A 26,564-nucleotide genomic window follows, 5' to 3' on the forward strand; every position below is an offset into this window, starting at 1 on the left:
TAAGACACCCGTTGGTCTATCCCGACCTCGAACCAGAAAACTTAAAACGGCAGTTTCATGCCGGCCGGAAGGCCGAGACCGCCCATCATTTCTTGGGTTTTTTCCTGGATCGCCTGATCGATTTTTACCCGGCCATCGGTGTGCGCGGCAATGATCAGGTCTTCAAGGATCTCGCCTTCGCCCTCTTTCATCAGCGACGGATCAATGGTGAGACTTTTCAGCTCGCCCTTGCCATTGAGGCGGACGGTAACCAGACCGGCGCCGGAGGACCCTTCTGCCTCAATGTCTTCGATCTGGCCCTGCAGAGAGCCCATCTGCTCCTGCATTTCCTTGGCCTGCTTCATCATCTTGAGGAAGTCCATTGGATCTCTCCTTGAAAGTCTGCTTCGCCACCTGCGGCGCTTCTTATCTGGGACCTGCGTTTAGAAGAACAATAGCGGAATTGCCACCCCAAAACACCAATCTGGAGCGGCTTTGGCTTGAAGCCCTTTGGATTCGGGCCATAGGCTCATTGTTTTTTAAAACACAGGTAGAAAATCCGGCCTGCGAAATACAATCCAATGAAGAAAAATGCGCAAACCAGGGAGACGACCGTCACCAGTTTCACATATTCATCCATATCCGCCTTTGAGACGAACAACATGGACAGCAGGCAAACGGCGCCAGTCACGAAAAACATGATGATGTTATTTTTGATTTTTTTATCGCTCACGGCGTCCGGCCTTTGGTTGCGGCGGTCTTAGTCGTCATCGTCATCCGTGCCCAGCGCTTCGTTGAGCAAAGGATCGTTGACCAGCGGATCGGCCATCGCAGCTTCGTCCTCTTCGGAGGCCTGTACCTTGACATCGATCACTTTGGCGCCCGGGAACTGAGCCAGCAACGCGGCCACCGTCGGGTGGGATTTGGCGTCTGACAGAAGCTGCTGCTGGTTGGCTTCCTGCTCTTCATAAATTGTCGGGCGCCCTTGCGCGCGCGAGACGACAACGAACCAACGCTGCCCGGTCCATTCGGTCAGCTTGCGGCCGAATTCCCCGGCAATGTCGGCCGGTGCATCCTCGGTCGGTTGAATCTCGATCTTGCCGGGCTCGAACTTCACCAGCCGCATCTGCCGCTGGATGGCAACCTTCATCGGAATGTCGCGCTTTTCAGACGCCAGGGCGACACAGTCATGCAGGTTTTTTAGATTGTAGGCCGATTGCTGCGGTGCCTGTTCGGCCTGTGGTGCCGATTGCTGTTGGGGGGCTGCCTGCGGAGCGCCACCCTGGATCGCCGACAACTGCGGCCGGGCAGAGGCTTGCATAACAGGCCCTCCCCGAGGGCTGCCCTGCGGCATGGAGGGGGCACCAACGGCCATCGCCTGGCCGCCGCCTCCGGCAGGACCAGCGGGCGCTCCACTAGATCCGCCTGCTGGCGCACCACCAGAAACCGGCATTTGTCCGTTTTGGATCTGCGCCATCAACTCGCCCGGATCCGGCAGATCGGCAGCGTAGGCCAAGCGCACCAGAACCATATCGGCCGCAGACAGCGGCTTGGAAGCGGCTTGCACCTCCTGAACACCTTTCAAAAGGATCTGCCAGGCGCGGGAAAGAAGCCGCACGGAAATCATTTCGGCAAACTCCTGCCCCCGGGCGCGCTCTGCCTCCGTCACCGAAGCTTCGTCGGCGGATTTCGGAGCCACCTTCATGCGGGTGACAAGGTGGGTGAAGTCGGCAAGATCCGTCAGCACGATCGCAGGATCGGCACCAATTTCATACTGAGCTTGAAGTTCGCCCAGCGCGTCTTCGATCCGCCCGGCCATGATATGCCCGAAAAGGTCGATCACCCGGGCACGGTCTGCAAGACCGAGCATCTGGCGCAGGTCATTTGCTTCAATTGCGCCCGAGCGATGAGCCATTGCCTGATCGAGCAAGGACAGCGAGTCGCGAGCCGAACCCTCGCCCGCCCGTGCGATCAGCATCAGGGCTTCATCGGAGATTTGAATGCCTTCGGCGTCAGAAATCCGGCGCAGCAAGCCGATCAGTTTCGACTGCTCGATCCGGCGCAGGTCAAAGCGCTGACAGCGCGACAGCACGGTGATCGGGACTTTGCGGATTTCAGTGGTCGCAAAGATGAACTTCACATGCTCAGGCGGCTCTTCGAGCGTCTTCAGCAACCCGTTGAAGGCCGCGTTGGAGAGCATGTGGACCTCATCGATGATGTAGACCTTGTATCGCGCCGTCGCCGGTCGGTAGCGGGCCGCATCGATGATCTCCCGGATATCGTTGATGCCGGTGTGCGAGGCCGCATCCATCTCGATGACATCGACATGGCGGCCTTCCATGATGGCCTTGCAGTGCGAGCCTTCCTGGGTCAGCTTGACCGTCGGTTTGTCTGCCTCGCCGGGCACCTCATAATTCAGGCCGCGCGCCAAAATGCGGGCTGTTGTGGTTTTGCCGACCCCACGCACCCCGGTCAGCATCCAGGCCTGTGCGATCCGTCCGGTATCAAACGCGTTCTCCAGCGTTTGCACCATCGGCTCCTGGCCAACCAGATCCTCGAACGTCTTCGGGCGGTATTTGCGGGCCAGCACCCTGTAGGCACCGCCTTCGGCCGCGCCGGGTGCCGTTCCAGTGCCGCCTGTCAACTCCAGGCCGGTCTCATTATCGTCTTGTGGAAAGCCAGTCTCATCCATGAGCCGCACCATAACGATTTTTTCGAAAAGGTGGACAGGCTTTTATCTGTTTTCTGTGAAAGGTGGACTGTGGTGTTGATCGCATCGGCCAAAAATAAAAAAGCACCGCGGAAACCGGCGGTGCCTTGCTCATCAATCCAACGAATAGGGTGGGAGGCTGGCACGGCGACCCGTGCCGAGGCTCGTTAGGGCTGCTTCCTTCCGGACCTGACCCGGTTGGCGAGTGGCTCGTCCACCACCAACCTCCCGAGCACCTTATATCAGAACATACTGGGTGCTTGGCAAGAGGTAAAAGCCGGTTTTTCTTCGCCAACGAACTGCAGCCTGGAAAACCCTGGGTATCTTTGCCAACAGCGCCCCGTATTAGTGGGACCTGCCCCTAAGGACGCAAGGTCGCCAGTTTCAGCCCAAATCCCATGAAAACCACACCGGTGATACCTTTGAGCCACCGCTGGAACGTCGGCTTTTGTGCTGCTTCCGACACCCGGGACAACAGTAGGATCATGGCGCCAAACCACAGAGCATTGATAGCCGAGTGAATGACCACGAGCAGCGTTGCCCCGGCAAGCGCGCCCTCTGCAGCCGGAATGAACTGCGGAAACGCCGCCAGATAAAACATGGAGACTTTCGGATTGAGCGCATTGGTTAGAAAGCCTTCGCCAAAGGCCTTAACTAAGGTTCTTTTGCGCCGGGCCGGGGCCACCTTAGTAGCCAGGACATTTTTGGAGAATGCGGATCGCAGCGCTTTCAGTCCGATCCAGAAAAGATAGGCTGCGCCAAGCATCTTCACGACAAAAAACGCTTCTGCCGAATGCACCAGGATGATGGAAATTCCGAGAATAGAGAGCGTACCGTGCAGAAAGAAGGCTGCGATAAAACCGGAGACATTCGCAAACGCCGCCGTCCGACCGGACGTCGGAACAGTTTTGGCGATCAATACACCGTTTGGTCCAGGCGACATCACCAACAGGGCTGCGACAAACGCAAAACTCAAAATAAGTTCATAGGACATTGACAATTTCCCATGACAACATCAGCTATCATTTAAATAGCAAAGTTGCCGTTGCCGATGAAAAGGATTTCACTTCCGCACCAATCTAGACATATGGTGATGAAAAGCAATCTGAAGCCGTACGCACGCTCAGACACCTGCCGACCCAATGACCGGTTTGAACTTATGACTTTTTTCGATCTCAACCCGCGCCTTGAAGGCGATAGCCTCCCAGTGCTGGACCTTGCCTTGTCCTCGATCCGCCTGATGAAAGACGCCAATTATCCCTGGTTACTTGTAGTGCCTCGCAAACCGGATTTGGTGGAAATCATTGACCTGGACGAAAACGATCAGCTGCAGTTGATGCGGGAAATCGCCATGGTCAGCCGAGTTCTGCGCGAAGTGACAGAATGTGAAAAGCTCAATGTCGGCGCACTCGGAAACCAAGTTTCGCAGCTGCATGTCCATATTGTGGCGCGGTTCCGTGACGATGCGGCCTGGCCCGGCCCAATTTGGGGCGTTGTGCCACCGCGGTCTTATGAAAACGACGCGGATCAACATTTGATTGACCGGCTACGTTCTTCCTTTTCAGCCCTGGCCGAATTGGAAAACTAATCCCCGCCTCGTTCCGGTCATCGCCCAATCCAAGGAATTATCAATGCGCGCTGTTGATGCCGCCCTGCCCGCCATGGAAATGAGTTTTCTCGGCAATTCGCTCGACCGCCAATCAACCCGGCGTGGCGACACAACCTATCTCGCAAGCCTTTTGGACCGACCCGATACAGAGGTTGTGTTGTCCACACCCCGGACATTGGTGTTTCCAGCCGGCTCTCCGTTGAAGGTTGGCCACTCACTTGATGCCGCCCTGGATCTTGGAGCCATTCGCGAAGAGATGGTATTCCTAGGACTTCGACCGGAAAACGGTGTGGCAGTCTTTGCGACCACACTGAAACAGCACGACGAAGACCTTGCCGGAAACCCCGACCTGCAACTTCAGGACCTACGCACATTGGCCCTGCAAAATACCTTCTCACCGGAAGACTTGGGCGCGCTGGCGCAAGCCCGCGCGTTGATCCATTGGCACCGGACCCACCGGCATTGTTCGCGTTGCGGCGAAAAAACGAAGATGGCGGAAGCTGGCTACCGGCGCGACTGCCCTGCCTGCGAGAGCCAGCACTTTCCGCGGACCGATCCTTGCGTGATCATGCTGATCACAGACGGCGACCGCGCGTTGTTGGGACGGCCAGCCCGCTTGGCCGAAGGCATCTTCACCACATTGGCCGGTTTTATGGAACCGGGCGAAACAATAGAACAAGCGGTGCGCCGGGAAACCCTGGAAGAATCCGGCATCAAAGTTGGCGATGTCCAGCTGATTTCCAACCAGCCCTGGCCCTTCCCGGCGAACCTGATGCTCGGCTGCGTCGGCACGGCGCTTTCGAGTGAGATCGCCATCGAAGATGATGAACTGGAAGCCTGCAAATGGTGTGATAGAAATGAAGTCCGTCAAATGATTGCCGGCACCCACCCGGAAGGACACATGATCCCACCGTCCATTTCGATCGCGTATGAGCTGATTACCGGCTGGCTCGAAGGAACAACTCAATGACCTGGTGCGTCTATCTCACCCATCCGGAGGTTATTATCGACAAGGACATTCCCATTCCCGAATGGAGCCTGTCGGATCTTGGCCGAGAACGGGCTGCAAAGGCTGCAGTGTTGCCGTTTGCAAAAGACATTAAACGTGTGGTTTCCAGCGGTGAAGTGAAAGCGGTCGAGACGGCGGAAGTATTTTGCGAACCGTTTGGACTGAAACCCCTTGCCCTCAAGGCGCTGCATGAAAATGACCGGTCGGCGACCGGCTTTCTGCCGCCGGAAGAATTTGAGAAAACTGCAGACTTGTTTTTTGCCCACCTGGATACGTCGATCCGGGGCTGGGAGCGCGCCATTGACGCCCAAATGCGCATTGTCACCGGAATTCAGGCAGCTTTACGCACGATAGATGACGAGGTTCCCGTCCTTTTCACCGGCCATGGTGGTGTCGGCACTCTGTTGATGTGCCATTTGATGGGAGCGCCAATCTCGCGCATTCACGACCAAAAGCGCGGCGGCAGCTGGTACCGGTTCGATAAAACCTGGCTCGCGTCACAGTCGGCACCGGATTTGGCTTGGACAGAACTGTAACGGGTGTCCGCTCGCTTTCACATTCATGGTACGCTCTCCCTGATATCGATGTGGAGACTGCCTCGTGACATTGAAACTCCTGAAGCTTGCCTTGTGTGTTCTGGGCTTTTATAGCCTCAATGATGTCCCGGCCTTCGCCGGCCAATATGATCAGGCGTTCCGGCAATTTCTGGCATCGGATGTAGTACCTGCTGCCCGGAAAGCTGGTGTCTCCCAGGCAACCCTCGACCGGCAATTGAAGGGCCTCAAACCGGATACGTCCCTGCCCGGCCTCGTTGGGCCAGGCGGCAAAGGCACGCCACCGAAAGTCAATTTCCAGGCTGAATTCCGGTCACCCCAACGCTATTTCCGCGACAGCCAATTCAATGCATTGGTGCCCGGCGGACAGCGGTTGATGAAGAAACATGCCGGCACACTCAAGAAGATTGAAGCCCGCTACGGTGTGCCCAAGCGGATTATTTTGGCCATCTGGGCGCGCGAGTCCGGTTATGGCGGCGCTAAGATCCCGCATGATGCGGTTCGGGTCCTTGCGACCCGCGCCTTCATGGGCCAACGCCCAGACCTTTTTAAGGCTGAGCTGATCGCGGCCCTGAAAATTCTTCAACGGGGCGATGTGTCCCGAAAGGTTATGAAAAGCTCCTGGGGCGGCGCTATGGGGCAGCCGCAGTTCCTGCCCTCGTCCTTTTTGAAGTATGCGGTCGACTTCGATGGCGACGGCAAACGCAATATCTGGACGTCACAAGTGGACACCATGGCGTCCATTGCCAATTACTTGGCCAAGCACGGCTGGGTGTCCGGGCGCGATTGGGGCTACGAGGTCACCCTGCCCAACACCGTCTCCTGCACGCGGGAAGGCCCGGACAACCGCCAGCCGATCTCTGCTTTTGTTCAAGAAGGTGTCCAGCGCGTCAGTGGACGCCCGTTTCCGGCGCATGAAGTCAATCAGCCGGGCAACATCCTGATGCCTGCCGGCCGCTATGGCCCGGCGTTCATTGCGACGGAGAATTTCTACGTGATCAAGGAGTACAACGAGAGCGACACCTACGCGCTGTTTGTCGGGCATCTGGCCGACCGTTACGGCTCTAACAAGGCGTTTCGCGGCAGTTGGAAGCCGATGAAAGACACAACCCGAGGCGCGGTCCGCAATCTTCAGCTGCGTTTGGAAGATCTTGGCCATGATGTCGGCGGCGCCGACGGTCTGATTGGATTCAAGACCCGCCGGTCTATCGGCAAAGATCAAGAGAAAAACGGTTTTTTTGCCACATGTTGGGTGGGGTGACTTTTTTCCGATTTTCAGGAGTAATGCCAGAAATCTCTGGGGGAATGCCTGTGACCGTTTTTGATGATCATGCTCTGAGCAAATCGCCTTTCCGCAGGCTCATTCCGAGTCTCTACCGCCGCCTCGACGGCCTGGGATTGCGCCGGCATTCCATAAAAACGCGGTATGGTCTTCAGTTTCTTTTGGACAAGACCAATCTGGTCGACCGGTCGATGAAGTACCGCTTTGGCTGGGAAGGTGAAAAGTTTGAGAAGTTCATTGCCCGGACCCAAGACTGTTTTGGCGATCAGATCGTCTTCCTAGATGTCGGTGCCCATTGGGGCCTTTACGCCATACGCGTATCGCTGTTGCCGAGTTTCGATGAAATTCATGCATTTGAGCCTGACAAACGCAATCGTGCACAGCTCTATGGAAATCTCTTTTTGAATGCGCTTGAGGACAGGATCACGGTCCACCCGTATGCAGTTTCCGACACCGCAGGCGAACTGTCTTTTCTCATGGCGCGGCCAGGCAACAGAGGTGTGTCGAGGATCGTGGAAGACGCCGCAAGCGGCCAGCAGATTGTAACGGTACAATCAGAACCGCTCGACGACCATTTTGATTATAAAAACCGTGAAATTGCCATCAAAGTTGACGTCGAAGGTGCCGAAGCCAAGGCTCTATCAGGAATGAAAGAATTGATCTCGAACAACAAAGTCATCCTGATGGTCGAAATCCATCCGGAAAACTATGCGTTGACAGTTCCGGTGCTTGAGGGGCTGGGGCTTACATTGTCGGAAGAACTCAGCGACACCAAAGGCGAGACCGACTATTTGTTCAAAAACTTCTGAGATTTGCAAATTCGATAGAATACTTTCGGTGGCCTGCCGCTCCGATGTCCGCCGTCGATCGGTGTCTCACCTGTTCCGAGCAACTGGTTTACCTGACGCTCCAACCGCTTTCGTCTCAAACGACGATGCCGACAACTTCCATGGCTCCTGAGCAGTCTACTCCGGAACCGGAAACACTTTCGCAAACTTGCCCTTGCGTCACCATCAGTGATAGCATCTCCTCAAAGCGCTACCTAAGATATTTTCAGCCCTTACTGGGCTTTGGCCTGGCAACGGCACAGGCCACTAGATCAGCGGCTGTTCAGGTGGAACCGCTTGAACAGCCGAAAGCTGATCGATTTTAGGGTGGTAGAGCATCTTATCTGCGTTCACCTGAACGCAGGATGCTCTAGGCCTTGTCTCTCCGAGCGCTGCGAGGACATGTCATGCTCACCGAAAGCGAACTTACAAAGGCGCGGCGCCTTAACCGGATATATGCAGACACCCTGATTTGGAGCGAGGGCGGCGTTCAAAAATCGGGATGGGGCAGCCGGCTCGTCGGTATCAGCAAACTCTTGGATATGACTGGTTTGCCCAACGATGAATTCGGGTTTGCGCAAGCGGTCGCCAATTGGCAGGAGAAAAACGGAATCAAGCCCATCGATGGCATCATCGGCAAGACCACTTGGGCAAAGATGGAACCGCTGACGCGGACCATGGAGCTGAAAATCGACTGGGGGCAGTCCAAACCACTCGGGAACAAACTGTTCGACAACAAGGATCCCATCATTCTTAGGAGACCCGGATCTCCCTTTGATCAATTGGAAACCCGGAGCGAATTGGCACAAACACCAATCACCGTCGCCCAATCATCCATGTTCGTGCCGGCCCGCGGTTTTTTGTTTGTCGTGTTTGAACAGCTGCCCGATGTCGGCAGAACCCATTTGATCCGGAAAGTTGCTGTCATTCCAAACAACTTTGCCTTTTCGCCCCGCAATTGGAAGGGAACACTCACCCCGGGTCAGCATGCGCTTGGCAATACACCAAACCTCAGCCAATATTTATCGGCGAGCAACCGGGCTATCGGCGCACCGTCCATTTTTCCGCGCCAAGGCATGCCAGCGACACCCGTTCTCGTCGACATTGCCAAGATCGAAGCCGCTGGGGGGAAGATCCTTTCGCCTGATGATATTGTCCGTGATCTGCGGCAGATCGCAGCGAAAAATCCAAACATGCAAAAGCGGATCAACACGCTGATTGACGCCGTCAGCAACATCGAAGGGGAAGTGCTGATCGAAGGCGGCACGCCTCCCGGCAGCGGATCCAAACTGAAAATGGCGCATAAGCCCTATATCCGCGGGGCCGAATTCCAGTGGCAGGAGATGGTGGACGGCAACATCACCCGCGATGCCATGAAAAACAATCTGGATCAGCTAGACGACAGCTTCCGCAGGGCCAGAAACCTTGGACGCGCAGGCCGGTTTGTCAGCGGTGTTGGTTTGGTGTTCACCGCCTATGATGTGACCAAAGCAACGTCCCAATCCATTGAACAACAATCTTTCAAACCGATCGGCGCAGAAACCATCCGGCAGGTTGGCGGCTGGGGGAGCGGTGTCGCCGGAATGAAAATCGGGTTTGTCACAGGTGCTGCGCTGGGAATCGAGACCGGTCCCGGCGCAATCGTGACCGGTGCGATCGGTGCAATCATCATCGGCGGTTTGGGGTATTGGGGATCTGATTGGGTTGCCGATATGATCCATAAAAACTGATACCTACTGCTTTCCGGGAACCGTTGCGTGCCAAATCTTTCGTCAATTCAACCTGAACCGCCTTGGATCAAGGTCCCGGATGTTGATGCCTCCTGGGCCGGTTGGCGCCAGGGGGCTGGCGAAGACTGGCTTTGCGAGGTCTGGCTCCCGTTCTGGCACAGCCTGGATGACAAAGGCCGAAGGGATTACCTAGAAAAATACCCGGTCCCCGATGACGACTGGCAACTGCAGCTCGATTATTTCTGGAAACCGTGACTCTTGCGGACAGCGCCGGGGCCATTGCCATCAGCATGCTTTTGAAGGGGACAGTTCAATGCCCGCCAAACTGGCCCCTCTACTGATCAAAAAAACGGTTTCCATCGCCGATGCCTCAGAACAAAGGGTTATTCGCCACTGACTGGAAAGGAAGCCGTCGGCAAATTTCATTCTTGTTATTTTTTTGATTTTAATTCTTATTGTTTTACGATAATAATCAGCCCGTTTCGGGAGAATGAAATGACAAAACGCCTATTGCCTTCTTCACTCAGTAGCTCAACACGGGCCTTTCTTTTTCTGGTTCTTGGAGCCTTTTTATCTGCGTGTGGCCACGTTCCGCTGACAACAATCGCGAAGCTCAGCCAGTTTGATATGCTGGAAACAAACCCAGATGCGTTGCGCCTCGCCGTCAAATACCCGGAGGGCATCCAAATTCCTCAGGGCGGAGCAACAATGGCCCTCAAGCTTGAGCGTAAGGAAGACGGCGTTGTCTTGATGGAAGAAGAGCTTGCCTTTGAAGAGGTCGCCTCCAAAGCTGAAAAGGCCGGACTTTCCCAAGAGCTACAGGACGGTTGGCGCTTGGAGATTTACCGGTTACCAGAGGAAAACCTGCCGTTTTTCCGGAGCTTCCAAAAGCACATGGCGTCCATGTCCAAAAGCGAACGGGAGAAGGTTGAGGGAACCTTGAACATTGGCGTTAGTGGATGTCTTCTTACCGCCGAAAAACCTTCTGAAATTCGGGTCAGCACATTTCTAAAGGCAGCTGAACTTGGTGGCTACGTGACGCTCTTGCGCAATTTCGATTTGGAAGAACAGATGACAGAGCTGGGTGGAGAAAACGGCTTGGACCGGTGCCCCGATGCGGCGTAAGCACCTCGATCCTCAGTGTCGAAAGAAACCCTTTCATCTATACGCACAATCAGACGAAGTTTTCTTTGTCTGTGCCGGTGCGCTCGACGGTAATTCCTGAGTACCCCTTTTGCCCCGGCATAGGGGCAAGGATCTCTGTTTTTCGTTTGATATGCTGAAACTCTAGAACGGTATACGGCCGCTGATAGAGCCAGGACCGGTTGATGAGCGCATCCGGATCAGGATCGGGCGGCGTGTCCCCGGGTCGTCCCAGAAAATACAGGTCGAACCCAAGATCAGAGACTTGTTCCCGGACAAGTGACTTGAGACCGAGCGCTGCTTCGCAGCGGTCAATTTCCTTTTCAATGTTATCGGTGCGCAGGGTAACCAAACCAATTTCAGCACTGCCCCCCAAGGGAAGTACGGGGTCACCGGCTGTGATTTTGGTTTCGCCCTCAAACGTATGTTGAACCAGCTCGATGATGTGGCCTTCAGGATCAGCAAAATGGCTTAAATAGCCAATATCTCGGAACTGATGCGGTTCCGAAGCGCTGATACCATGGGCCTTGAGCTGAGCATGTGCACAGTCGATGTCAGGCAGCGTCAGCCCGATTTTCCAGTACCGGTCGGTGGTGCTGTGCTGATAGGGCGCCCGGTCGTCTACCGGCTTTAAAACCAGAACCGCACCATCGTTCCCGTAGCCAACGGCAATGTATCCATCCCTCTCAAATCGCCGCATGCCGAGGATCCGGCAATAAAACTCTGCGAGTGTATCCGGGTTCGTGACGTTCAGCGTCAAGGCGGCGAGGCGATTGGACATATCTCAGTTGAGCCCGTTGAGCGAGCGCGTCCCAATGTTCACCGGGCGGCGCGTAGCCAAAAACCGCCGGGCTTCGCTGGAAAAACCCTGTTTCAGCAGGGTCCCCAAATAGGCATATTCAATCAGATCACGCTGCGCCCGGCTTCCTCCAATCCTGGCATGATCCGCCATTGTCCGGCTCAAATGGTTTTGCGCTTCCGTCCAGTTTTCTGCTCCAATGGCCGCAAAACCATTCGCGAGATATTGCACCATGTCGGCAGCCGGCCCGCGTGCTTCAACCGCGATCCGCTGCAGGTCTTCCTGATTGCCAGCCATTGCGTGTGCCAAGGCGGCATGAACATCGGCAAATGCAAGCCCCGTCTTTGGAAAGAACTGCGTTGCATATGCGCTGACCGCCTGCCAACGGTCCGGAGAAACAGGCACCCCGGCCAGTTCGGCCCTGTAGAGGATCGCGGCCGTATCGGTCAGCACATTCAAGGCTGGTCCCCAGGCCCCTCCGGGCGCCACGTCAGTATCGACGACTTGCCACATCGTCTCCTCGTCTCCGGTTTCCAGCGCCCAAAGCGCGACATGCCAGGAGATGTGGCAATGCAATATTCCGGCTTTGCTGTAGTCCTTGCGCCAGTCGTTCATATAGGCAATGCCAGCGGCCGTTTCTCCGGTTTCGTAGTGAATGTGGGCCTTGATGTGAGCGCCGTTCGCATTGCGTGGATTGCTGTTGAGCGATCGTTCGATGGTTTCAGCCGCTGGACCGATTTGTCCTGCTTCGGCCTGTGAAAATGCATGCTGCCCGAGGAACCACCAGTCATCGCCGTAATGCGGCAACAGTGCCGACGTGAACGCCAGCTGCTCCGCTTCGCGGCCGGGCTGGCCGGAAAATCCGATCAATCCAAATACACCGGTACAAGTCTGAGCCACCATCGCATCGCGTGGATACTCGGCACAATGTGCCCTGATGGCCGCATAGGCAGCAGGTACTTTGCCCCGCACCAATAGGCCCAGAGCATTCAAATGGCTTTGCTCGCGGGTCGTCTCGGGCTGCCCACACGCTTCGGCGTGCTGCACAATGGTCCGCGCCTCCTGGACATTGCCCAAAATCTGATGGCACCGGGCAAGGCCGGCATATGCAAGAGCAAAGTCCGGATCCGCTTCGATCGCCTTCTGAAAACCCTCTAGCGCGCCCTCTTCGGCAGACAGAAACCGGTCGACCGCATCAATATAGGCATCACGAGCCAATGCAGACGACGTTGAAAGGCTGTTGTCGTACCGATCCTGAAACACCCGATCCTCCCTCAACACGAACGCCTCTCGTTCGCTATTTAGAGCAATCCCCGATGGCTTGGTTAAACACTCACCACACCTTCCGGAGCAGTCTCCAGACGGAAGGCAGCCGCCATTAGGGCTTTCGTATAATCGGTTTCCGGGGAATCGAATATCTTTTCGGCCGGGCCTGATTCCACCACCTTGCCCTGGCGCATGACGACCACTTCATTGGCCAGCGCCCGAACGACCTTCAGATCGTGGGAAATGAAGAGGTAGGCAAGGCCGTGGGCCTTCTGCAGATCCCGCAGGAGATCGACCACCTGGGCTTGGACACTCATGTCGAGCGCCGATGTCGGCTCATCGAGCATGACGAATTTCGGCTCCAGAACCATCGCCCGGGCGATGGAAATGCGCTGGCGCTGGCCGCCCGAGAATTCGTGCGGATAGCGGTGCCGGGTCGATGCATCAAGGCCAACCTCTTCCAGCGCACCGGCAACCTTGCGGTCCCGTTCCTCAGCCGAAATGCCTGGAAAATGCACCTGCAGGCCTTCTCCAACGATGTCGGCGACCGACATGCGCGGTGAAAGTGCGCCATAGGGATCCTGGAAGACAATTTGCATATCGCGGCGCAAGGGACGCATTTCCTTCCAGGAGTTTTCCTGAATATCCTGACCGTTGAACGCAATCCGGCCGGTGGAAGAAATCATCCGCAGGATGGCAAGGCCAAGTGTGGTCTTTCCAGATCCACTTTCGCCGACGATGCCAAGGGTCTGACCTTTCCGGACGGTGACATCTATCCCGTCGACCGCCTTCACATGATCCACCGTCCGGCGTAGGAAACCGCGTTTGATCGGAAACCAGACTTTTAAGTCGTCTGCCTGAACAACGATCGGCTTGTCCGTATCGGTTTCCGGCGGATTGCCTTTCGGCTCGGCGGCCAGCAAATGTTTGGTGTAGTCGTGCTGCGGGTTGTCGAAAATCTCGGCAACCGGCCCCTGTTCAACAATTTTGCCACCGGTCATGACACAGACACGGTCGGCAAATTTGCGCACGATGCCGAGATCATGGGTGATAAACAGCATGGCCATGCCCTGCTGTTTCTGCAGCTCCTTCAACAACTCGAGGATCTGCGCCTGGACGGTCACATCAAGGGCAGTCGTCGGCTCGTCGGCAATCAGAAGATCCGGTTCATTCGCGAGCGCCATGGCGATCATCACGCGCTGGCGCTGACCGCCGGACAACTGATGCGGATAAGACCCTAATCGGGTTTCCGGATCGCGGATCCCCACCTGGTTCATCAGCTCCAGAACCCGTTCGCGAGCCTTGGTGTCGCTCATCCCCCGGTGGATTTTGAGGATCTCGGAAATCTGCCGTTCCACAGTGTGCAGCGGATTGAGCGAGGTCATCGGCTCCTGAAAAATCATCGAGACTTCATTGCCGCGCACTTTCCGCATCTCGCTTGCCGAGGCGTGCAGCAGGTCGACACCGTCCTTAAGGATCTTGCCCGTTGGATGGGAGGCCGCCGGATAAGGCAGAAGTTTCAGGATCGACAAAGCCGAGACCGATTTTCCTGAACCACTTTCCCCAACAAGCGCGACGGTTTCACCCTTGTTGATGTCGAAGGAAATCTGATCAACAGCGAGCGTTTCTTTGCCACCTTGGGTAAAGGCCACCGAAAGGTCCTGAATGGAGACGAGAGTTTCTTTGGTCATTGGCCTCTCCTCACGCCAGGCTCTTGCGCGGATCAAAGGCGTCGCGCACCGCTTCACCAATGAAGATCAGTAGGCTGAGCATCAGCGAGATCACCATAAAGCCGGTTATGCCAAGCCAGGGTGCTTGAAGGTTGTTCTTGCCTTGTGCCAGCAATTCACCCAGCGACGCAGAGCCCGGAGGTAGGCCAAAGCCGAGGAAATCCAAAGCGGTCAGCGTGGAGATCGAACCATTCAGGATAAATGGCATGAACGTGAGCGTCGCGACCATCGCGTTCGGCAGCAGGTGCCGCCACATGATGACACGGTTGGATACGCCCAGCGCCCGAGCTGCCGAGATATATTCAAAGTTCCGCCCGCGTAGGAATTCGGCCCGAACGACGCCAACCAGCGCCACCCAGGAGAAGGCCAAGAGGATCGTAAACAGTGTCCAAAATCCGGGGATCAAAACCGAAGAGACAATCAAAATCAGATATAGCGTCGGAATGGCGGTCCAGATCTCGATAAACCGCTGGAAGATGAGATCGACCCAACCGCCGTAATATCCCTGAACGGCACCGGCCGCGATGCCGATCACCGAGGAGGCCAAAGTCAGAGCCAGGCCAAAAAGAACGGATATCCGGAAGCCATAAACAAGACGCGCCAGCACATCGCGGCCTTGGTCGTCGGTGCCCAGCCAGTTCCAGTTGCCCATGACGCAGTTCGGGTCGTCCGCACCTAGCGGGTAGCGTTGGCAGCGCTCTTGCTTATCCATCATCCAAGACGGTGGCGCGGGCGCAGGGACTGGAATCTCGTGGTTCACGGTCCGGTAGGAATAACGGACCAGAGGCCAGAGCATCCAGCCATTGTTTGCGATTTCTTCCTGAATGAAGGGGTCGCGGTAGTCTGTGATTGCCAGAAATCCGCCGAATTTTTCTTCCGGATAATCAACAAAGACGGGCATAAGCAGCTCGCCCTGATAGGACACCAGGACCGGCTTGTCATTGGTCAGGAACTCGGCTCCCATCGCCAAAACAAACAGAACCAGAAAAATCCACAAGGACCAGTAGCCGCGGCGGTTGGCCTTGAAGTTGGCCAGACGCCGCTGATTGATCGGCGACAGGCGCATTTTTCTGGGCGGCGGGGTGTTTTCTTCAGCGACGGGTGCTTGAGCGCTATAACCAGCGTTTTCCAGATCTTTGGTAAGGCGCGTGTCCATGACTACACCTCCCTACTTTCAAAATCGATCCTGGGATCGATCCAGGTGTAGGTGAGATCGGAAATCAGGTTCACCAGAAGGCCCATGAGCGAGAAGATATAGAGCGTCGCAAAGACCACGGCATAGTCGCGGTTGATGACCGATTCAAAGCCGAGCAGTCCCAAGCCATCCAGCGAGAAGATTGTCTCGATCAGCAGAGATCCTGCGAAGAAAGACGAGATGAAGGCCCCCGGAAAACCGGCCACCACGATCAGCATGGCATTTCGGAACACATGGCCATAAAGCACTTGGCCTTCGGTGAGCCCCTTGGCGCGCGCAGTGATCACATATTGCTTGCGGATTTCATCCAGGAAGGAATTCTTGGTCAAAAGCGTTGTTGTCGCAAAAGCTGACAGGACCATGGCGGTCAGCGGCAACGCCAGATGCCAAAAGTAATCAGCAATCCGCGCCGGCCAGGAAAGCTCTTCCCAATTGTCCGAAACCAGCCCACGAAGCGGGAAAATATCCCAGAATGACCCGCCGGCAAAAAGTACGATCAAAAGAACCGCAAACAGGAAGCCTGGAATGGCATAAGCCACCACGATCACACCTGACGTCCAGACATCAAAGCGCGAGCCATCACTGACCGCCTTGCGGATGCCAAGCGGGATCGAGACCGCGTAGGAAATCAGCGTCATCCAAAGCCCGAGCGAGATCGAGACGGGCAGTTTTTCGGCAATCAGATCCAAAATGCGGATGTCGCGGAAATAACTCTCGCCGAAATCAAAGCGGGCATAGTCCCATAACATCGTCAGGAAACGTTCGAGCGGTGGTTTGTCAAAGCCAAACTGCGCTTCCAGCTCCTTGATGAATTCCGGGTCCAGTCCCTGAGCGCCCCGGTATTTGGAGGTGACACTGTCGCCCCCACCGCCACTGGATCCGGACGATTCATTGCCGATATTCCCCATATCGCTGCCACCGCCGCTGATGCGCGACGTGGCATCAACATCGGTACCGGAAATCTGCGCGATCACCCGCTCAACCGGGCCGCCAGGCGCAAACTGGATTATGAAAAAATTGATCGCCATAATCCCAACCAGGGTCGGGATCATCAGCAATAAACGGCGGAGAATATAAGCGCCCATAGGGTTCGTATCGTCCCTTTAAGTTTCGGCCAAAAACTGCAAGCCACAGGTAACTTTAAAACTTTACCCTGCTTCTTCGATGATTTTGGCTTTTTCCGGATCTATCCACCACAGATCTTCCACAGGGAAGAAGTATCGTGGCGGCTCTGGCGGATAAGCGAACATGTCCCAAATAGCGACCGAATGGGTATTCTTGTGCCACTGCGGTATCCAATAGTAACCCGCCCTCAAGACCCGGTCGAGCGCCCGGGCGGCTGTGTTCATCTCGTCTTTCGACTGCGCCGCAAGAATTTTGTCCGTCAGGGCATCAATCACCGGGTCGGCGATCCCAGACAGATTGCTGCTGCCAGGCACATCAGCTGAACGCGATGTCCAATATTCCCGGATCGGATCGGATAGGGTCGCCGAAAAAGCAAAGCGGCGGTTGGCAATATCGAAATCAAACTCGTTGAGCCGGGCCTGGTATTGCGCACCGTCCACCACTCTAAAGTTTGCCTGAATACCTAGCCTCTTGAGATTTTTGATAAATGGATTTGCAATCCGCTCGAAAGAGGTTGTGTTGTTCAGGAACTCGATGCTGAGCTGTTTGCCGTCCGGTCCAATCAGATCAGCGCCCTGGCGCGTATATCCTGCTGCTTTTAGAAGTTCGTTTGCCTTGCGCAGCAGACTCCGGTCGGCGCCCGTGCCATTGCTCACCGGCGGGGTTACGGGGTCTCCGAACACTACCTCCGGCAGTTGCTCCCGGTACGGCTCCAAAAGCGCAAGTTCTGCACCTTGAGGCACGCCCTCAGCCTTCATATCGGAATTCTCGAAATAAGACTCGGTCCGTTTATAAAGGCTATAAAACAGGTTCTTGTTCGACCATTCAAAATCGAACGCATATCCGAGTGCTTGGCGCACTCTCGGATCTTTGAATTTGTCGCGGCGTGTGTTGAGGAACCACCCTTGAGCTCCGGACGGGCGGCCGTCTGGAAACACTTTCGTCACCACACGGCCATCGACAACGGCGGGGAAGTTGTATTCCGTCGCCCAATTTTTAGACGAAAACTCTTCGCGGTAGCGGACGGTGCCCTTCTTAAAAGCTTCGAAGGCTACCTGCCTTTCCCGGAAGAATTCGACCCGGACGATGTCAAAATTCTTCTGTCCGCGGACAACCGGTAGGTCTTTGCCCCAATAATCCTTGATCTTGTGGTATTCGACAAACCGCCCGACTGCGTGTTTCCCGACCTTGTAAGGGCCAGACGACAGGGGCGGGGTCAGCGTGCTTTGCTTAAAGTCATAAGCTGTGTAGTAGCGCTTTGAAAAAATCGGATACCCAGAAGCGACGCCAAGGGGATAGTTTCGGGATTGAGTGCCATCAAATTGCAACGCCACCCGGTGCTCATCCAAAACTTCCGCACCGCTCAAAACACGCATCGGCTGGCTGATGTTTGGGTGACCGTTTTCCTTCAAAAGAAGCATCGAGAACGCGACATCTTCCGCTGTCAGCTTCGATCCATCATGGAACCGTGCTTCCGGCCTTAAATTGAAGGTAAAGCGGTTGCCGTCGTCTGACACTTCAACACTTTCGGCGACCAGTCCATAGACCGCATCCGGTTCGTCATAGGCCCGTACCATCAGTGTATCGAAACACAGCTCCATGCGCGGAGGCGCGTCCCCCTTCAGAATAAAAGAATTGAAGGTGTTGTAGGTCAGAACGTTCTGATTGAAGGACCAGTACGGGGCTTGAAAATTGAAAGTTCCCCCCTTCGGCGCATCCGGATTGACGTAGTCGAAGTGAGAAAAATCCGGGCCGTACTTCAAATCTCCAAACACCGACAACCCATGGCGCGGATCACTTCCCGGGCCGGCGGCAGCGGCCATCTCCGACAACAAAGGCCCAGCGCCTGACGTCAATGCCGCAGCACCGGACAATTTCAAGATCTGGCGCCGGCTCGGCCCCGTCATCTTCGTCATTTCAATGCTCCGGTTTTTGCAGCTTTGGCCTCATCGTACCACCAGATAGTGGGGAAACCTGTGCTGTATTCCGGCATGTTTTCAGGATGGGAGAAACGATCCCAACGCGCCGTGCGAGTCTCATCGACATAAAACTGCGGCACCACATAGTGGTTCCACAAAAGCACCCGGTCGAGCGCGTGTGTGGCGGCCACCAGTGTCTCGCGATCTTCGGCATAAATCACCTTTTCGATGAGATGATCAATCGCAGGATTCTTGATCCCGCCGTAATTGGCGGAGCTGGCGTTGTCGGCTGCTTCCGAGCCCCAATACTCCCGCTGTTCATTGCCCGGCGACAAGGATTGCCCAATTGCAAGTGTAGTTGCATCGAAGTCACGGCTACGGACCCGGTTGATGAACTGCGATGTGTCGACCAGCCGCAAAATCGCCTTGATGCCGATACTCTCCAAGTTTTTCGCATAAGGCAGCAACGAGCGCTCGCTGGCTTTATCCCGATACAAAAACTCAATGCTCAGCTGTTCGCCGGTCGCAGGATCAATCATCTTGCGCCCTTCGAGCTTGAACCCGGCGCCCCGCAACAATTTGACCGCTTCGCGCAGATTTGCCCGCACGTTTTTCGGCGAACCGCCAACCGGGTTTTTGAATTCTTCGGTAAAGACTTGCGGCGGCACCTGGTCCCGCACCTCCTCCAGAATTTCAAGTTCCTTGCCTTGCGGCAGGCCGGAAGAGGCCAAATCAGTTCCCGAATAGTAGGAGTTGACCCGTTTTAGGAGATTGGCGGAGATGATCTCGTTGGTCGTCTCAAAGTCATAAGCGTAATTGAGGGCCCGGCGAACATCCGGGTTCTGGAACTTTTTGCGGCGCAGGTTCAGGAAATACCCCTGCATGACCCCTGTGGAGCGGTCGGGAAAGATTTCCTTGACGATCCGGCCATCCTTGATCGCCGGGAAATCATACCGTTTAGCCCACTGACTGGAGCTGCGTTCAGTGTGATAGTCGTATTGGTCGCCTTTAAATCCTTCGAATTGAACGGCGTCGTCCAAAAAAGAAATATATCGGATCTCCTCGAAGTTCCCAGTGCCAATCCGGATCGGAAGGTCCTTGCCCCAATAATCGTCGACACGCTCGTAGATCACCTGGCGGTTGGCTGAAAAATCCTTGATGCGATACTGACCGGACCCGAGCGGCGGTTCCAAGGTGCTTTTGGATATATCGCGCTTTTCGCCCTTTGCATTCGTGCCTTCCCACCAGTGTTTTGGCAGAACAAACAGTTGCCCCATGATCTTGGGAAGTTCGCGATTGTTCGCAGTGTCAAACGAAAAGCGGACAACATTTCCGTCGATAACCTCAGTCTCCGTGACGTTTTTGTAGTAAAACTTGCGCTGCGGATCGAGTTCGATCGCTTTTTCAAACGACCAGATGACGTCTTCAACTGTCACCGGTTTACCGTCATGCCATTTGGCGTTGGGGTTTAGCCGATACTCGACCCAAGAGTAGTCATCCGGAAAACGCACGGCATCTGCAAGCACACCATACTGCGCACTGATGTCGTCTTCATCGAGCGATGGCTCCATCAGGTTTTCATAAATATTGAATATACCGGGTGCGGCATGACCTTTTGGCGGCAAAAAATTAAAAGAATCGAAGCCACCCCGGGCAGCCATGCGAACAACACCGGTTTTCGGCGCATCCGGATTGACATAATCAAAATGCGTAACGTCTGGGCCGTATTTCGGCGTCCCGTTCAACGCAGCTGCATGGAGCCACTCCGGTTCCTGGGCCGCCAGTGGACTTGCCATGGCCGAAACCAAAACCGTAGCCCCTGTCAGGAGTGCAGATAGGTTTAGTGATTTGCATGCATCCCAAGCGGCTCGCATCGCCTGCTCCGTCTGAATTGATTTTCAGTTAGTGTAGGGAGCGGCTGGCAAAACGCCAGCTATTTGGCATGATATGACAGAAATTTAACCTGTCTGAGGCACTCCGCTGCCAGCGGCAACTTCAGTCTTTTGCCGGTTTTTGGCCTTTTGGGCATACATGCGACTGTCAGCGACCCGCAGCAGATCATCTATGGTTCCGGCATCACTTGGAAAACTTGCGCTTCCGATACTGGCTTTAACCTCAATTCGAACGCCCGAGAATTCGAACATTTGCGAGACCCGGTCGGCCAAACGCTCCAGAAATGCATCCTTTTCCGCCCGGCGCATGTTGCCCGGTGTTAAAATGATAAATTCATCCCCACCTACCCGGGCAACTGTATCGGTTTGCCGGATTTGCTGCTGCAAACGGTGGCCGACTTCTATCAACAACTGATCGCCGACCGCATGCCCATAATTGTCGTTGACAGGTTTGAATGCATCCAGATCTACATAAAAGATCTCAAAACCATTTCCTGTCCGCTCTGACATCACGGCAAATTGGAGCATGCGATCTTCAAGGAGGCGGCGGTTGGCCAACCCGGTTAACGGGTCATGCAAAGCCATTGACCGGACTTTATAGACTTCACTGATCAACAGGAACGCCATGGCGCCGAACACCAATGAGATCAGGCTGCCAACCAGCTGCGTGATCCAGATATTTCTTTCGTTGGCCACCCAGCCATTTCTCGGATAGCCGAGCACTTCCCAATTCAGCCCACCCGGCAAATTCAGAGGCAGCCCAACACCATCCTCGGCCAAAAGGCCAAATCCACCGTAGATATGCGAATTGTCCGGATTGGCCGCACCCTTGTCGATGATCTCAATCCTGAGATCGTTGGCTGCATCAGATACACCCGCAGCCTTCATCAAACCTGCTTCGTCTACAACAAGGGTCGCAACCCCCCAATAAGACCGTTCTGCAAGTGGCTGGCCCGGGCTGACGGGTGGAAAAACCGGGATCCGAATCAAAAGAGCCCGCCCGCCCTGAACCAGCTCCAGCGGGCCAGCAATGACCACATCACGCTCAAGCATTGCCTTTCGGATCGCGGGCCATTGGCTCGTATTCATCCGGTAGTTCAGGCCGATAGCCGCCTGATTTGGCTGGTGTGGATATACGGCCCGCAATATATTGTTTGGTGCCAGGCCAATCGACCGAATGACTGGATTCCCGTCGATCAGCTCCGCCGCAACGATTTCATAATGCTCAGCTTCAAAGGGTTGATCAGCAAAATGGATAACATTGGCGCGTAAGCCCAATCCATAGGCCACTGTCCGGCTGAGTTCGCCTTCCAAGCGGGCGCGCACTTCAGACAGTCTGGCGACTGCTTCACGTTTGTTTTGAGAAACAAGCTCACTGCGCACCGTGTTTCCGACATGTGCTGTTAAGGCGACGCCGGCAAGAAAACATACGACAGCGACAAGGGACGCAACCCAGGTTCCATTTGTATATGCAAAGTACTGACGTAACCCGCTCATGCCGGCTGGACCCGATCCAAACGTCGTTTGTGACAATATAACTCAATTGCTACGTAGCGTCATAAATATTAATTTTCTACATAAACAAAAGAAGAAAGCCGGACTTTCGCCCGGCTTTCTAATAAATTTACCTATACCTTCAGGCAAACGCCTTGCGTTTTACTCACCAGGCAGCGGTTTTGGCGCATCGGATTGCTCACGCATGTACGCAATCATGTTTGCCCGGTCTTCCGGTTTACGCAGACCGGCAAAACCCATCGATGTGCCAGAGACGTAGTTTTTCGGAGACTCCAAGAAGCTGTTAAGCCCCTCATAGGTCCACTCTGGATTTTCTTCTCCGTAGGCAACCATGGAGGTGGAGTATTTTGCGCCGTCCACGCCACCTGGCTTGCGGCCAATGATATCATAGAGGTTCGGGCCGACCTTGTTGGCGCCACCTTGATCGAAGGTATGGCAAGCTGCGCATTTCTTCGCAACTTTTTCACCTGCAGATGCCGAAGCTGCCGCCATAAGTTCGCCGATCGGAACAGCATCCGGCTCAGGTGTTACTTCAGAAGTTGAATCTTCTGCTGAGGCGACGACAATTTCATAGCCCGGCTTGCCCGGAATCGTCGGCTCAAAAATAATGTCGGAAACGATTCCAACACCCATAGTCAATATCAACACCATAAGAACCGCACCTGCGGCCTTGTTCAGCGTAAAGGAATCCATTCTCTCCGGCTCCAAGCTCATACGCGTCCGGGCCCGTAACTTTATGGTCACGAACCCTATCAGCTCTTCGAATTTCGCCGGAACCTACAAATTTTTTGACCTTGCTGTCCATAGCTTTAAAAGGACAACGTGTACGACATTCGGACGCGGACCTGGAAATTGGCCATTTTTGTGCCTCCAGCCGCCCCCAAGGAGACCGGTTTGAGTTCAGCCATTGTCATTATTCCCGCCCGGCTATCTGCCACACGGCTGCCAAACAAGCCATTGGCGGACATCTGCGGAAAACCTATGATTGTGAGGGTTCTAGAGCAGGCTTTGAATGCCGATATCGGACCTGTGGCAGTGGCAACTGACGATAGCAGCATCGCTGAAGCCGTTCACGACCATGGCGGCAAAGCCATTATGACCCGCACCGATCACGAATCTGGCTCAGACAGGATCCATGAAGCCGCCGATATCGCCGATCCTGACGGAAAATTCGACACGGTGCTGAATGTGCAAGGGGATGTTCCCTTGATTGAACCAGCCGCGATTCGTGCGGCATTTGCTCCGCTTTCTGTTCCAGGCGTCGATATTGGCACCATAATGACCGAGCTCACCAATCCGGATTTCCGGGACGATCCGAACTTTGTCAAAGCAGTGACAAGTCCCAACGGCCATGGCCATCATCGGGCGCTCTATTTCACTCGCGTCACCGCTCCGGGCGGCGAAGGCCCGCTCTATCACCACATCGGCATCTATGCCTATCGGCGGGCTGCTTTGAACCAATTTGTTGCTTTACCACCTTCTCCACTTGAAAAACGCGAGAAGCTGGAACAGCTTCGAGCGCTGGAAGCGGGGATGCGGATCGATGTGTCGATCATTGGCTCCGCCCCAATGGACGTCAATACACCCGATGATCTAGAACGGGCCCGCGCGGCCTACCGAACCCTATGACCCTGCCGCACAGAAGCTGGACACACCCATGAGTAATCCGAAAAAAATCGTCTTCCAGGGGGAGACCGGCGCCAACTCACATATGGCGTGCCGCGATGTTTATCCTGACTACGAGGCCATTCCCTGCGCCACCTTTGAAGACTGTTTTTCGGCAATGGCAGAGGGGAAGTCGGATCTTGCGATGATCCCGATCGAAAACTCTGTGGCGGGCCGTGTGGCGGATATTCACCACCTTTTGCCGGGCTCAAACCTGCATATCATCGGCGAATACTTCATGCCGATCCGGTTTCAACTCATGGCACCGAAAGGCACGCAGCTTGAGAGCCTGACAACGGTCCAAAGCCATGTGCATGCGCTTGGCCAATGCCGCAATATCATACGCGAACTTGGTTTGACCGCAGTGGTTGGCGCCGACACGGCCGGCTCCGCGCGGCAGATTTCCGAGCTTGGAGACCCCACACACGCGGCTCTCGCTCCGAAGATGGCTGCCGAGATTTACGGGCTGGACATCCTGCGCCACGATGTCGAGGACGAAGCGCACAACACGACACGTTTTGTCATCTTGTCCCGGGACAAGATGGAAGCAGCTCATAATGGCCAACCGGTGATCACCACCTTCATTTTCCGGGTCCGCAACGTGCCGGCGGCGCTTTACAAGGCGCTCGGCGGTTTTGCGACGAACAACGTCAATATGACCAAGCTGGAATCCTACCAGCTGGAAGGCCAGTTTTTCGCTTCAATGTTCTATGCCGACATTGAGGGTCATCCAAACGACCCGCATGTCGCCCTGGCTCTTGAGGAACTCGCGTTCTTCTGCGCAGAGCTAAAAATTGTCGGCGTTTACCGGGCAAGTCCGTTCCGCGACAAGATCCGTGAGCCGGAAGCTAACCGAGCCTTAAGACCCAATCCGCAATCTTAAGGGCAACGCCCTAATCCCAGAGGACCCAATGACCGAGATCCGTTTTGATGCCCTGTGCATCGGGAATGCCATTTGTGATGTGTTTGCCCATGTAGAAGAGGATTTTCTTGTAAAGGAAGATCTCGTTAAAGGCTCTATGCGGCTGATCGAAACCGACGAAGCGGTCGAGCTGTTCAACAAGATGGGACAGACTGTGCGGGTTTCGGGCGGTAGTGCTGGCAACACCGCTGCCGGCATCGCATCCCTTGGCGGCAAACCAGCCTACTTCGGCAAGGTGGCTGAGGATGAGCTCGGCGACAGTTATTATCACGACATGAACGGCACCGGTGTTTACTTCAACACGCCGCGACTGCGCGAGTGGAAACCCACCGCCCGGTCGATGATCCTGATCACGCCGGATGGCGAGCGGACCATGAACACCTATCTTGGGGCCTGCACAGAGTTTAGCCCATCTGATGTTGACGAGGACGTCGTTGCCGCCTCTGCGATCACCTATATGGAAGGTTATCTGTGGGACCCGGAAGAAGCCAAGAAAGCTTTTCTGGCTGCTGCAGAGATCGCGCACAAACACAGCCGGAAGGTTGCGATAACCCTGTCGGACTCCTTCTGTGTCGACCGGTACCGCGATGAGTTCAAGGGCCTGCTGTCCGACGGTGTTGTTGATCTGATGTTTGCCAATGAGCATGAACTAAAGGCGCTTTATCAAACTGGAGATCTCGATACCGCTATTGAAGCTGCGCGCAACAGCGGCGCCATGACTGCGCTCACTCTCGGCAAAGAAGGCGCAATGATTGTCACTCGCGACGAGACCGTTAAAGTCCCCGCGCAGCAAGTAGACAATGTCACTGATCTCACAGGCGCTGGTGATCTCTTTGCCTCCGGTTTCCTCTTCGGCCTGGCCAGAGACTACTCTTTGACGACTGCAGCTGAACTTGGCTGCATTTGCGCAGCTAGCGTCATCAAACACGTCGGCGCCCGCCCGGAACGCCCGCTAAAAAACCTCGCGGCGCAAAGCGGTTTTGAAGTCTGAGCAAAAAAGGGCGGCCAACCGGCCGCCCTTTGTAATTCGGCGTCACAACTGTCAAGCAGCCAGGTCCTGCACACTCAGAACTTTTCCATCCTCGTCCAGCCGGTAGATAACCGGCGTCCCGGTTCCTAATTCCCGCTTGAGGATCTCTTCCGGGCTGAGACCTTCCAGTTCCATGATCAAAGAACGCAAGGAATTGCCATGGGCCGCCACGATCGTGCGCTTGCCAGCAAGCACGCGGGGTAGAATTTCGGCCTTGTAATACGGCAAGACGCGTTCAGCGGTCAGTTTCAGGCTTTCGCCGCCAGGAGGCGGAATGTCGTAGGACCTACGCCAAATGTGAACCTGCTCTTCACCGAATTTCTCACGCGCTTCGTCCTTGTTCATACCGGTCAGATCGCCGTAATCGCGCTCGTTTAGTGCCTGGTCCTTGATGGTTTCCAGGCCGGCCTGATCCAATTCATGCAAAATGATGCCAAGCGTTTTTTGAGCACGGGACAAAACAGACGTGAAAGCCAAATCGAATGTCAGTTTCAGGTCACGCAGTTGCTCGCCCGCTTTATGGGCTTCCGCGACGCCTTGCTCCGTCAGACCCGGATCCTTCCAGCCGGTGAACAGGTTCTTCAAGTTCCATTCGCTCTGTCCGTGGCGGACAAGCACTAGCAGGCGTTCCATTCCGATCTCCTCAGGTGGATAATCTCTAAA

General features: G+C 55.2%; 25 protein-coding genes and 1 other RNA gene. 11 read left to right on the forward strand and 15 right to left on the reverse strand.

Annotated features, from left to right (window positions below):
- Positions 1–41: 41 nt before the first annotated feature.
- The 5 genes from ACOOFE_RS24755 to ACOOFE_RS24775 all read right to left on the reverse strand — a co-directional run bounded on the left by ACOOFE_RS24755 (position 42) and on the right by ACOOFE_RS24775 (position 3,683).
- Positions 42–362, reverse strand: coding sequence for a YbaB/EbfC family nucleoid-associated protein (locus ACOOFE_RS24755; protein WP_133949239.1), 321 nt, complete (start codon positions 360–362; stop codon positions 42–44).
- A gap of 146 nt (positions 363–508) precedes the next feature.
- The gene (locus ACOOFE_RS24760) at positions 509–712 is read right to left on the reverse strand and encodes a hypothetical protein (RefSeq protein WP_420412499.1); all 204 of its coding nucleotides are present in this window, start codon (positions 710–712) and stop codon (positions 509–511) included.
- A 27-nt stretch (positions 713–739) separates the two neighbouring features.
- A complete protein-coding gene (locus tag ACOOFE_RS24765) occupies positions 740–2,671 on the reverse strand; it encodes a DNA polymerase III subunit gamma/tau (RefSeq protein WP_420412500.1) in 1,932 nt (643 codons plus the stop codon).
- A 149-nt stretch (positions 2,672–2,820) separates the two neighbouring features.
- An RNA gene (gene ffs, locus ACOOFE_RS24770) (signal recognition particle sRNA small type) lies at positions 2,821–2,918 on the reverse strand.
- A 132-nt stretch (positions 2,919–3,050) separates the two neighbouring features.
- The gene (locus ACOOFE_RS24775; RefSeq protein ID WP_420412501.1) at positions 3,051–3,683 is read right to left on the reverse strand and encodes a LysE family translocator; all 633 of its coding nucleotides are present in this window, start codon (positions 3,681–3,683) and stop codon (positions 3,051–3,053) included.
- Positions 3,684–3,782: 99 nt separating this feature from the next.
- Between ACOOFE_RS24775 and ACOOFE_RS24780 the strand changes: the two genes are divergently transcribed.
- From ACOOFE_RS24780 to ACOOFE_RS24815, 8 genes are all read left to right on the forward strand, one after another.
- Positions 3,783–4,277, forward strand: a complete 495-nt coding sequence (locus ACOOFE_RS24780) for an HIT family protein (RefSeq protein WP_420412502.1) — start codon at positions 3,783–3,785, stop codon at positions 4,275–4,277.
- A gap of 43 nt (positions 4,278–4,320) precedes the next feature.
- A complete protein-coding gene (nudC, locus tag ACOOFE_RS24785; RefSeq protein WP_209010884.1) occupies positions 4,321–5,268 on the forward strand; it encodes an NAD(+) diphosphatase in 948 nt (315 codons plus the stop codon).
- Positions 5,265–5,843 carry a histidine phosphatase family protein gene (locus ACOOFE_RS24790; RefSeq protein WP_420412503.1) on the forward strand — a complete coding sequence of 193 codons (579 nt, stop codon included), beginning with the start codon at positions 5,265–5,267 and terminating at the stop codon, positions 5,841–5,843. The genes nudC and ACOOFE_RS24790 overlap by 4 nt, the downstream gene beginning before the upstream one ends.
- 70 nt (positions 5,844–5,913) lie before the next feature.
- Positions 5,914–7,122 carry a lytic murein transglycosylase gene (locus ACOOFE_RS24795; RefSeq protein WP_371708987.1) on the forward strand — a complete coding sequence of 403 codons (1,209 nt, stop codon included), beginning with the start codon at positions 5,914–5,916 and terminating at the stop codon, positions 7,120–7,122.
- Positions 7,123–7,172: 50 nt separating this feature from the next.
- On the forward strand, positions 7,173–7,952 hold the full coding sequence (locus ACOOFE_RS24800) for an FkbM family methyltransferase (protein ID WP_168206234.1): 780 nt from the start codon (positions 7,173–7,175) through the stop codon (positions 7,950–7,952).
- A gap of 425 nt (positions 7,953–8,377) precedes the next feature.
- Entirely contained in the window at positions 8,378–9,700 is a 1,323-nt protein-coding gene (locus tag ACOOFE_RS24805) for a peptidoglycan-binding domain-containing protein (RefSeq protein ID WP_420412504.1), read from the forward strand.
- A 27-nt stretch (positions 9,701–9,727) separates the two neighbouring features.
- Positions 9,728–9,955, forward strand: coding sequence for a hypothetical protein (locus tag ACOOFE_RS24810; RefSeq protein WP_420412505.1), 228 nt, complete (start codon positions 9,728–9,730; stop codon positions 9,953–9,955).
- Positions 9,956–10,195: 240 nt separating this feature from the next.
- Positions 10,196–10,825 (forward strand): hypothetical protein, encoded by a 630-nt coding sequence (locus tag ACOOFE_RS24815; protein WP_420412506.1) that lies wholly within the window; start codon positions 10,196–10,198, stop codon positions 10,823–10,825.
- Between the two features lie 49 nt (positions 10,826–10,874).
- Here the strand turns inward: ACOOFE_RS24815 and ACOOFE_RS24820 are convergent, their stop codons facing one another.
- From ACOOFE_RS24820 to ACOOFE_RS24860, 9 genes are all read right to left on the reverse strand, one after another.
- Complete coding sequence (locus ACOOFE_RS24820) at positions 10,875–11,624, reverse strand: VOC family protein (protein ID WP_420412507.1); 750 nt, start codon at positions 11,622–11,624, stop codon at positions 10,875–10,877.
- Positions 11,625–11,627: 3 nt separating this feature from the next.
- Positions 11,628–12,905 (reverse strand): tetratricopeptide repeat protein, encoded by a 1,278-nt coding sequence (locus tag ACOOFE_RS24825; RefSeq protein ID WP_420412508.1) that lies wholly within the window; start codon positions 12,903–12,905, stop codon positions 11,628–11,630.
- A 62-nt stretch (positions 12,906–12,967) separates the two neighbouring features.
- Complete coding sequence (locus tag ACOOFE_RS24830) at positions 12,968–14,599, reverse strand: ABC transporter ATP-binding protein (protein ID WP_420412509.1); 1,632 nt, start codon at positions 14,597–14,599, stop codon at positions 12,968–12,970.
- A 10-nt stretch (positions 14,600–14,609) separates the two neighbouring features.
- Positions 14,610–15,704, reverse strand: a complete 1,095-nt coding sequence (locus ACOOFE_RS24835; protein ID WP_420415635.1) for an ABC transporter permease — start codon at positions 15,702–15,704, stop codon at positions 14,610–14,612.
- 92 nt (positions 15,705–15,796) lie between these two features.
- On the reverse strand, positions 15,797–16,918 hold the full coding sequence (locus tag ACOOFE_RS24840; protein WP_141183885.1) for a microcin C ABC transporter permease YejB: 1,122 nt from the start codon (positions 16,916–16,918) through the stop codon (positions 15,797–15,799).
- A 63-nt stretch (positions 16,919–16,981) separates the two neighbouring features.
- The gene (locus ACOOFE_RS24845) at positions 16,982–18,874 is read right to left on the reverse strand and encodes an extracellular solute-binding protein (protein ID WP_420412510.1); all 1,893 of its coding nucleotides are present in this window, start codon (positions 18,872–18,874) and stop codon (positions 16,982–16,984) included.
- A complete protein-coding gene (locus ACOOFE_RS24850) occupies positions 18,871–20,673 on the reverse strand; it encodes an extracellular solute-binding protein (protein WP_420412511.1) in 1,803 nt (600 codons plus the stop codon). Before ACOOFE_RS24850 ends, ACOOFE_RS24845 begins: the two co-directional genes overlap by 4 nt.
- 162 nt (positions 20,674–20,835) lie before the next feature.
- The gene (locus ACOOFE_RS24855; protein ID WP_420412512.1) at positions 20,836–22,266 is read right to left on the reverse strand and encodes a diguanylate cyclase; all 1,431 of its coding nucleotides are present in this window, start codon (positions 22,264–22,266) and stop codon (positions 20,836–20,838) included.
- Positions 22,267–22,425: 159 nt separating this feature from the next.
- On the reverse strand, positions 22,426–22,977 hold the full coding sequence (locus ACOOFE_RS24860; protein WP_420412513.1) for a c-type cytochrome: 552 nt from the start codon (positions 22,975–22,977) through the stop codon (positions 22,426–22,428).
- Positions 22,978–23,178: 201 nt separating this feature from the next.
- Between ACOOFE_RS24860 and ACOOFE_RS24865 the strand changes: the two genes are divergently transcribed.
- Genes ACOOFE_RS24865 through ACOOFE_RS24875 form a run of 3 tightly spaced genes read left to right on the forward strand, consistent with a single transcriptional unit; the run spans position 23,179 to position 25,862 of the window.
- Positions 23,179–23,913, forward strand: a complete 735-nt coding sequence (locus ACOOFE_RS24865; RefSeq protein ID WP_420412514.1) for a 3-deoxy-manno-octulosonate cytidylyltransferase — start codon at positions 23,179–23,181, stop codon at positions 23,911–23,913.
- A 28-nt stretch (positions 23,914–23,941) separates the two neighbouring features.
- Positions 23,942–24,832, forward strand: coding sequence for a prephenate dehydratase (locus tag ACOOFE_RS24870; RefSeq protein ID WP_420412515.1), 891 nt, complete (start codon positions 23,942–23,944; stop codon positions 24,830–24,832).
- A 28-nt stretch (positions 24,833–24,860) separates the two neighbouring features.
- Positions 24,861–25,862: an adenosine kinase gene (locus ACOOFE_RS24875; RefSeq protein WP_420412516.1), complete on the forward strand. Its 1,002-nt coding sequence runs from the start codon at positions 24,861–24,863 to the stop codon at positions 25,860–25,862.
- Between the two features lie 51 nt (positions 25,863–25,913).
- On the opposite strand, the gene ACOOFE_RS24880 is transcribed toward ACOOFE_RS24875, so the two are convergent.
- Complete coding sequence (locus ACOOFE_RS24880) at positions 25,914–26,534, reverse strand: 2,3-bisphosphoglycerate-dependent phosphoglycerate mutase (protein ID WP_420412517.1); 621 nt, start codon at positions 26,532–26,534, stop codon at positions 25,914–25,916.
- Between the last annotated feature and the right edge of the window lie 30 nt (positions 26,535–26,564).

The sequence above is a fragment of the Roseibium sp. genome, assembly GCF_965216085.1.
Lineage (GTDB): Bacteria > Pseudomonadota > Alphaproteobacteria > Rhizobiales > Stappiaceae > Roseibium.

Bases quoted from the DNA above. Each gene is read 5' to 3' on its own strand.
- ACOOFE_RS24805 (WP_420412504.1), top strand. From the start codon at position 8,378: ATGCTCACCGAAAGCGAACTTACAAAGGCGCGGCGCCTTAACCGGATA.
- ACOOFE_RS24880 (WP_420412517.1), bottom strand. From the start codon at position 26,534: ATGGAACGCCTGCTAGTGCTTGTCCGCCACGGACAGAGCGAATGGAAC.
- ACOOFE_RS24875 (WP_420412516.1), top strand. From the start codon at position 24,861: ATGACCGAGATCCGTTTTGATGCCCTGTGCATCGGGAATGCCATTTGT.
- ACOOFE_RS24860 (WP_420412513.1), bottom strand. From the start codon at position 22,977: ATGGATTCCTTTACGCTGAACAAGGCCGCAGGTGCGGTTCTTATGGTG.
- ACOOFE_RS24830 (WP_420412509.1), bottom strand. From the start codon at position 14,599: ATGACCAAAGAAACTCTCGTCTCCATTCAGGACCTTTCGGTGGCCTTT.
- ACOOFE_RS24855 (WP_420412512.1), bottom strand. From the start codon at position 22,266: ATGAGCGGGTTACGTCAGTACTTTGCATATACAAATGGAACCTGGGTT.
- ACOOFE_RS24815 (WP_420412506.1), top strand. From the start codon at position 10,196: ATGACAAAACGCCTATTGCCTTCTTCACTCAGTAGCTCAACACGGGCC.
- ACOOFE_RS24845 (WP_420412510.1), bottom strand. From the start codon at position 18,874: ATGACGAAGATGACGGGGCCGAGCCGGCGCCAGATCTTGAAATTGTCC.
- ACOOFE_RS24840 (WP_141183885.1), bottom strand. From the start codon at position 16,918: ATGGGCGCTTATATTCTCCGCCGTTTATTGCTGATGATCCCGACCCTG.
- ACOOFE_RS24790 (WP_420412503.1), top strand. From the start codon at position 5,265: ATGACCTGGTGCGTCTATCTCACCCATCCGGAGGTTATTATCGACAAG.
- ACOOFE_RS24820 (WP_420412507.1), bottom strand. From the start codon at position 11,624: ATGTCCAATCGCCTCGCCGCCTTGACGCTGAACGTCACGAACCCGGAT.
- ACOOFE_RS24870 (WP_420412515.1), top strand. From the start codon at position 23,942: ATGAGTAATCCGAAAAAAATCGTCTTCCAGGGGGAGACCGGCGCCAAC.
- ACOOFE_RS24755 (WP_133949239.1), bottom strand. From the start codon at position 362: ATGGACTTCCTCAAGATGATGAAGCAGGCCAAGGAAATGCAGGAGCAG.
- ACOOFE_RS24765 (WP_420412500.1), bottom strand. From the start codon at position 2,671: ATGGATGAGACTGGCTTTCCACAAGACGATAATGAGACCGGCCTGGAG.
- ACOOFE_RS24780 (WP_420412502.1), top strand. From the start codon at position 3,783: ATGAAAAGCAATCTGAAGCCGTACGCACGCTCAGACACCTGCCGACCC.
- ACOOFE_RS24775 (WP_420412501.1), bottom strand. From the start codon at position 3,683: ATGTCCTATGAACTTATTTTGAGTTTTGCGTTTGTCGCAGCCCTGTTG.
- ACOOFE_RS24835 (WP_420415635.1), bottom strand. From the start codon at position 15,704: ATGCGCCTGTCGCCGATCAATCAGCGGCGTCTGGCCAACTTCAAGGCC.
- nudC (WP_209010884.1), top strand. From the start codon at position 4,321: ATGCGCGCTGTTGATGCCGCCCTGCCCGCCATGGAAATGAGTTTTCTC.
- ACOOFE_RS24850 (WP_420412511.1), bottom strand. From the start codon at position 20,673: ATGGCAAGTCCACTGGCGGCCCAGGAACCGGAGTGGCTCCATGCAGCT.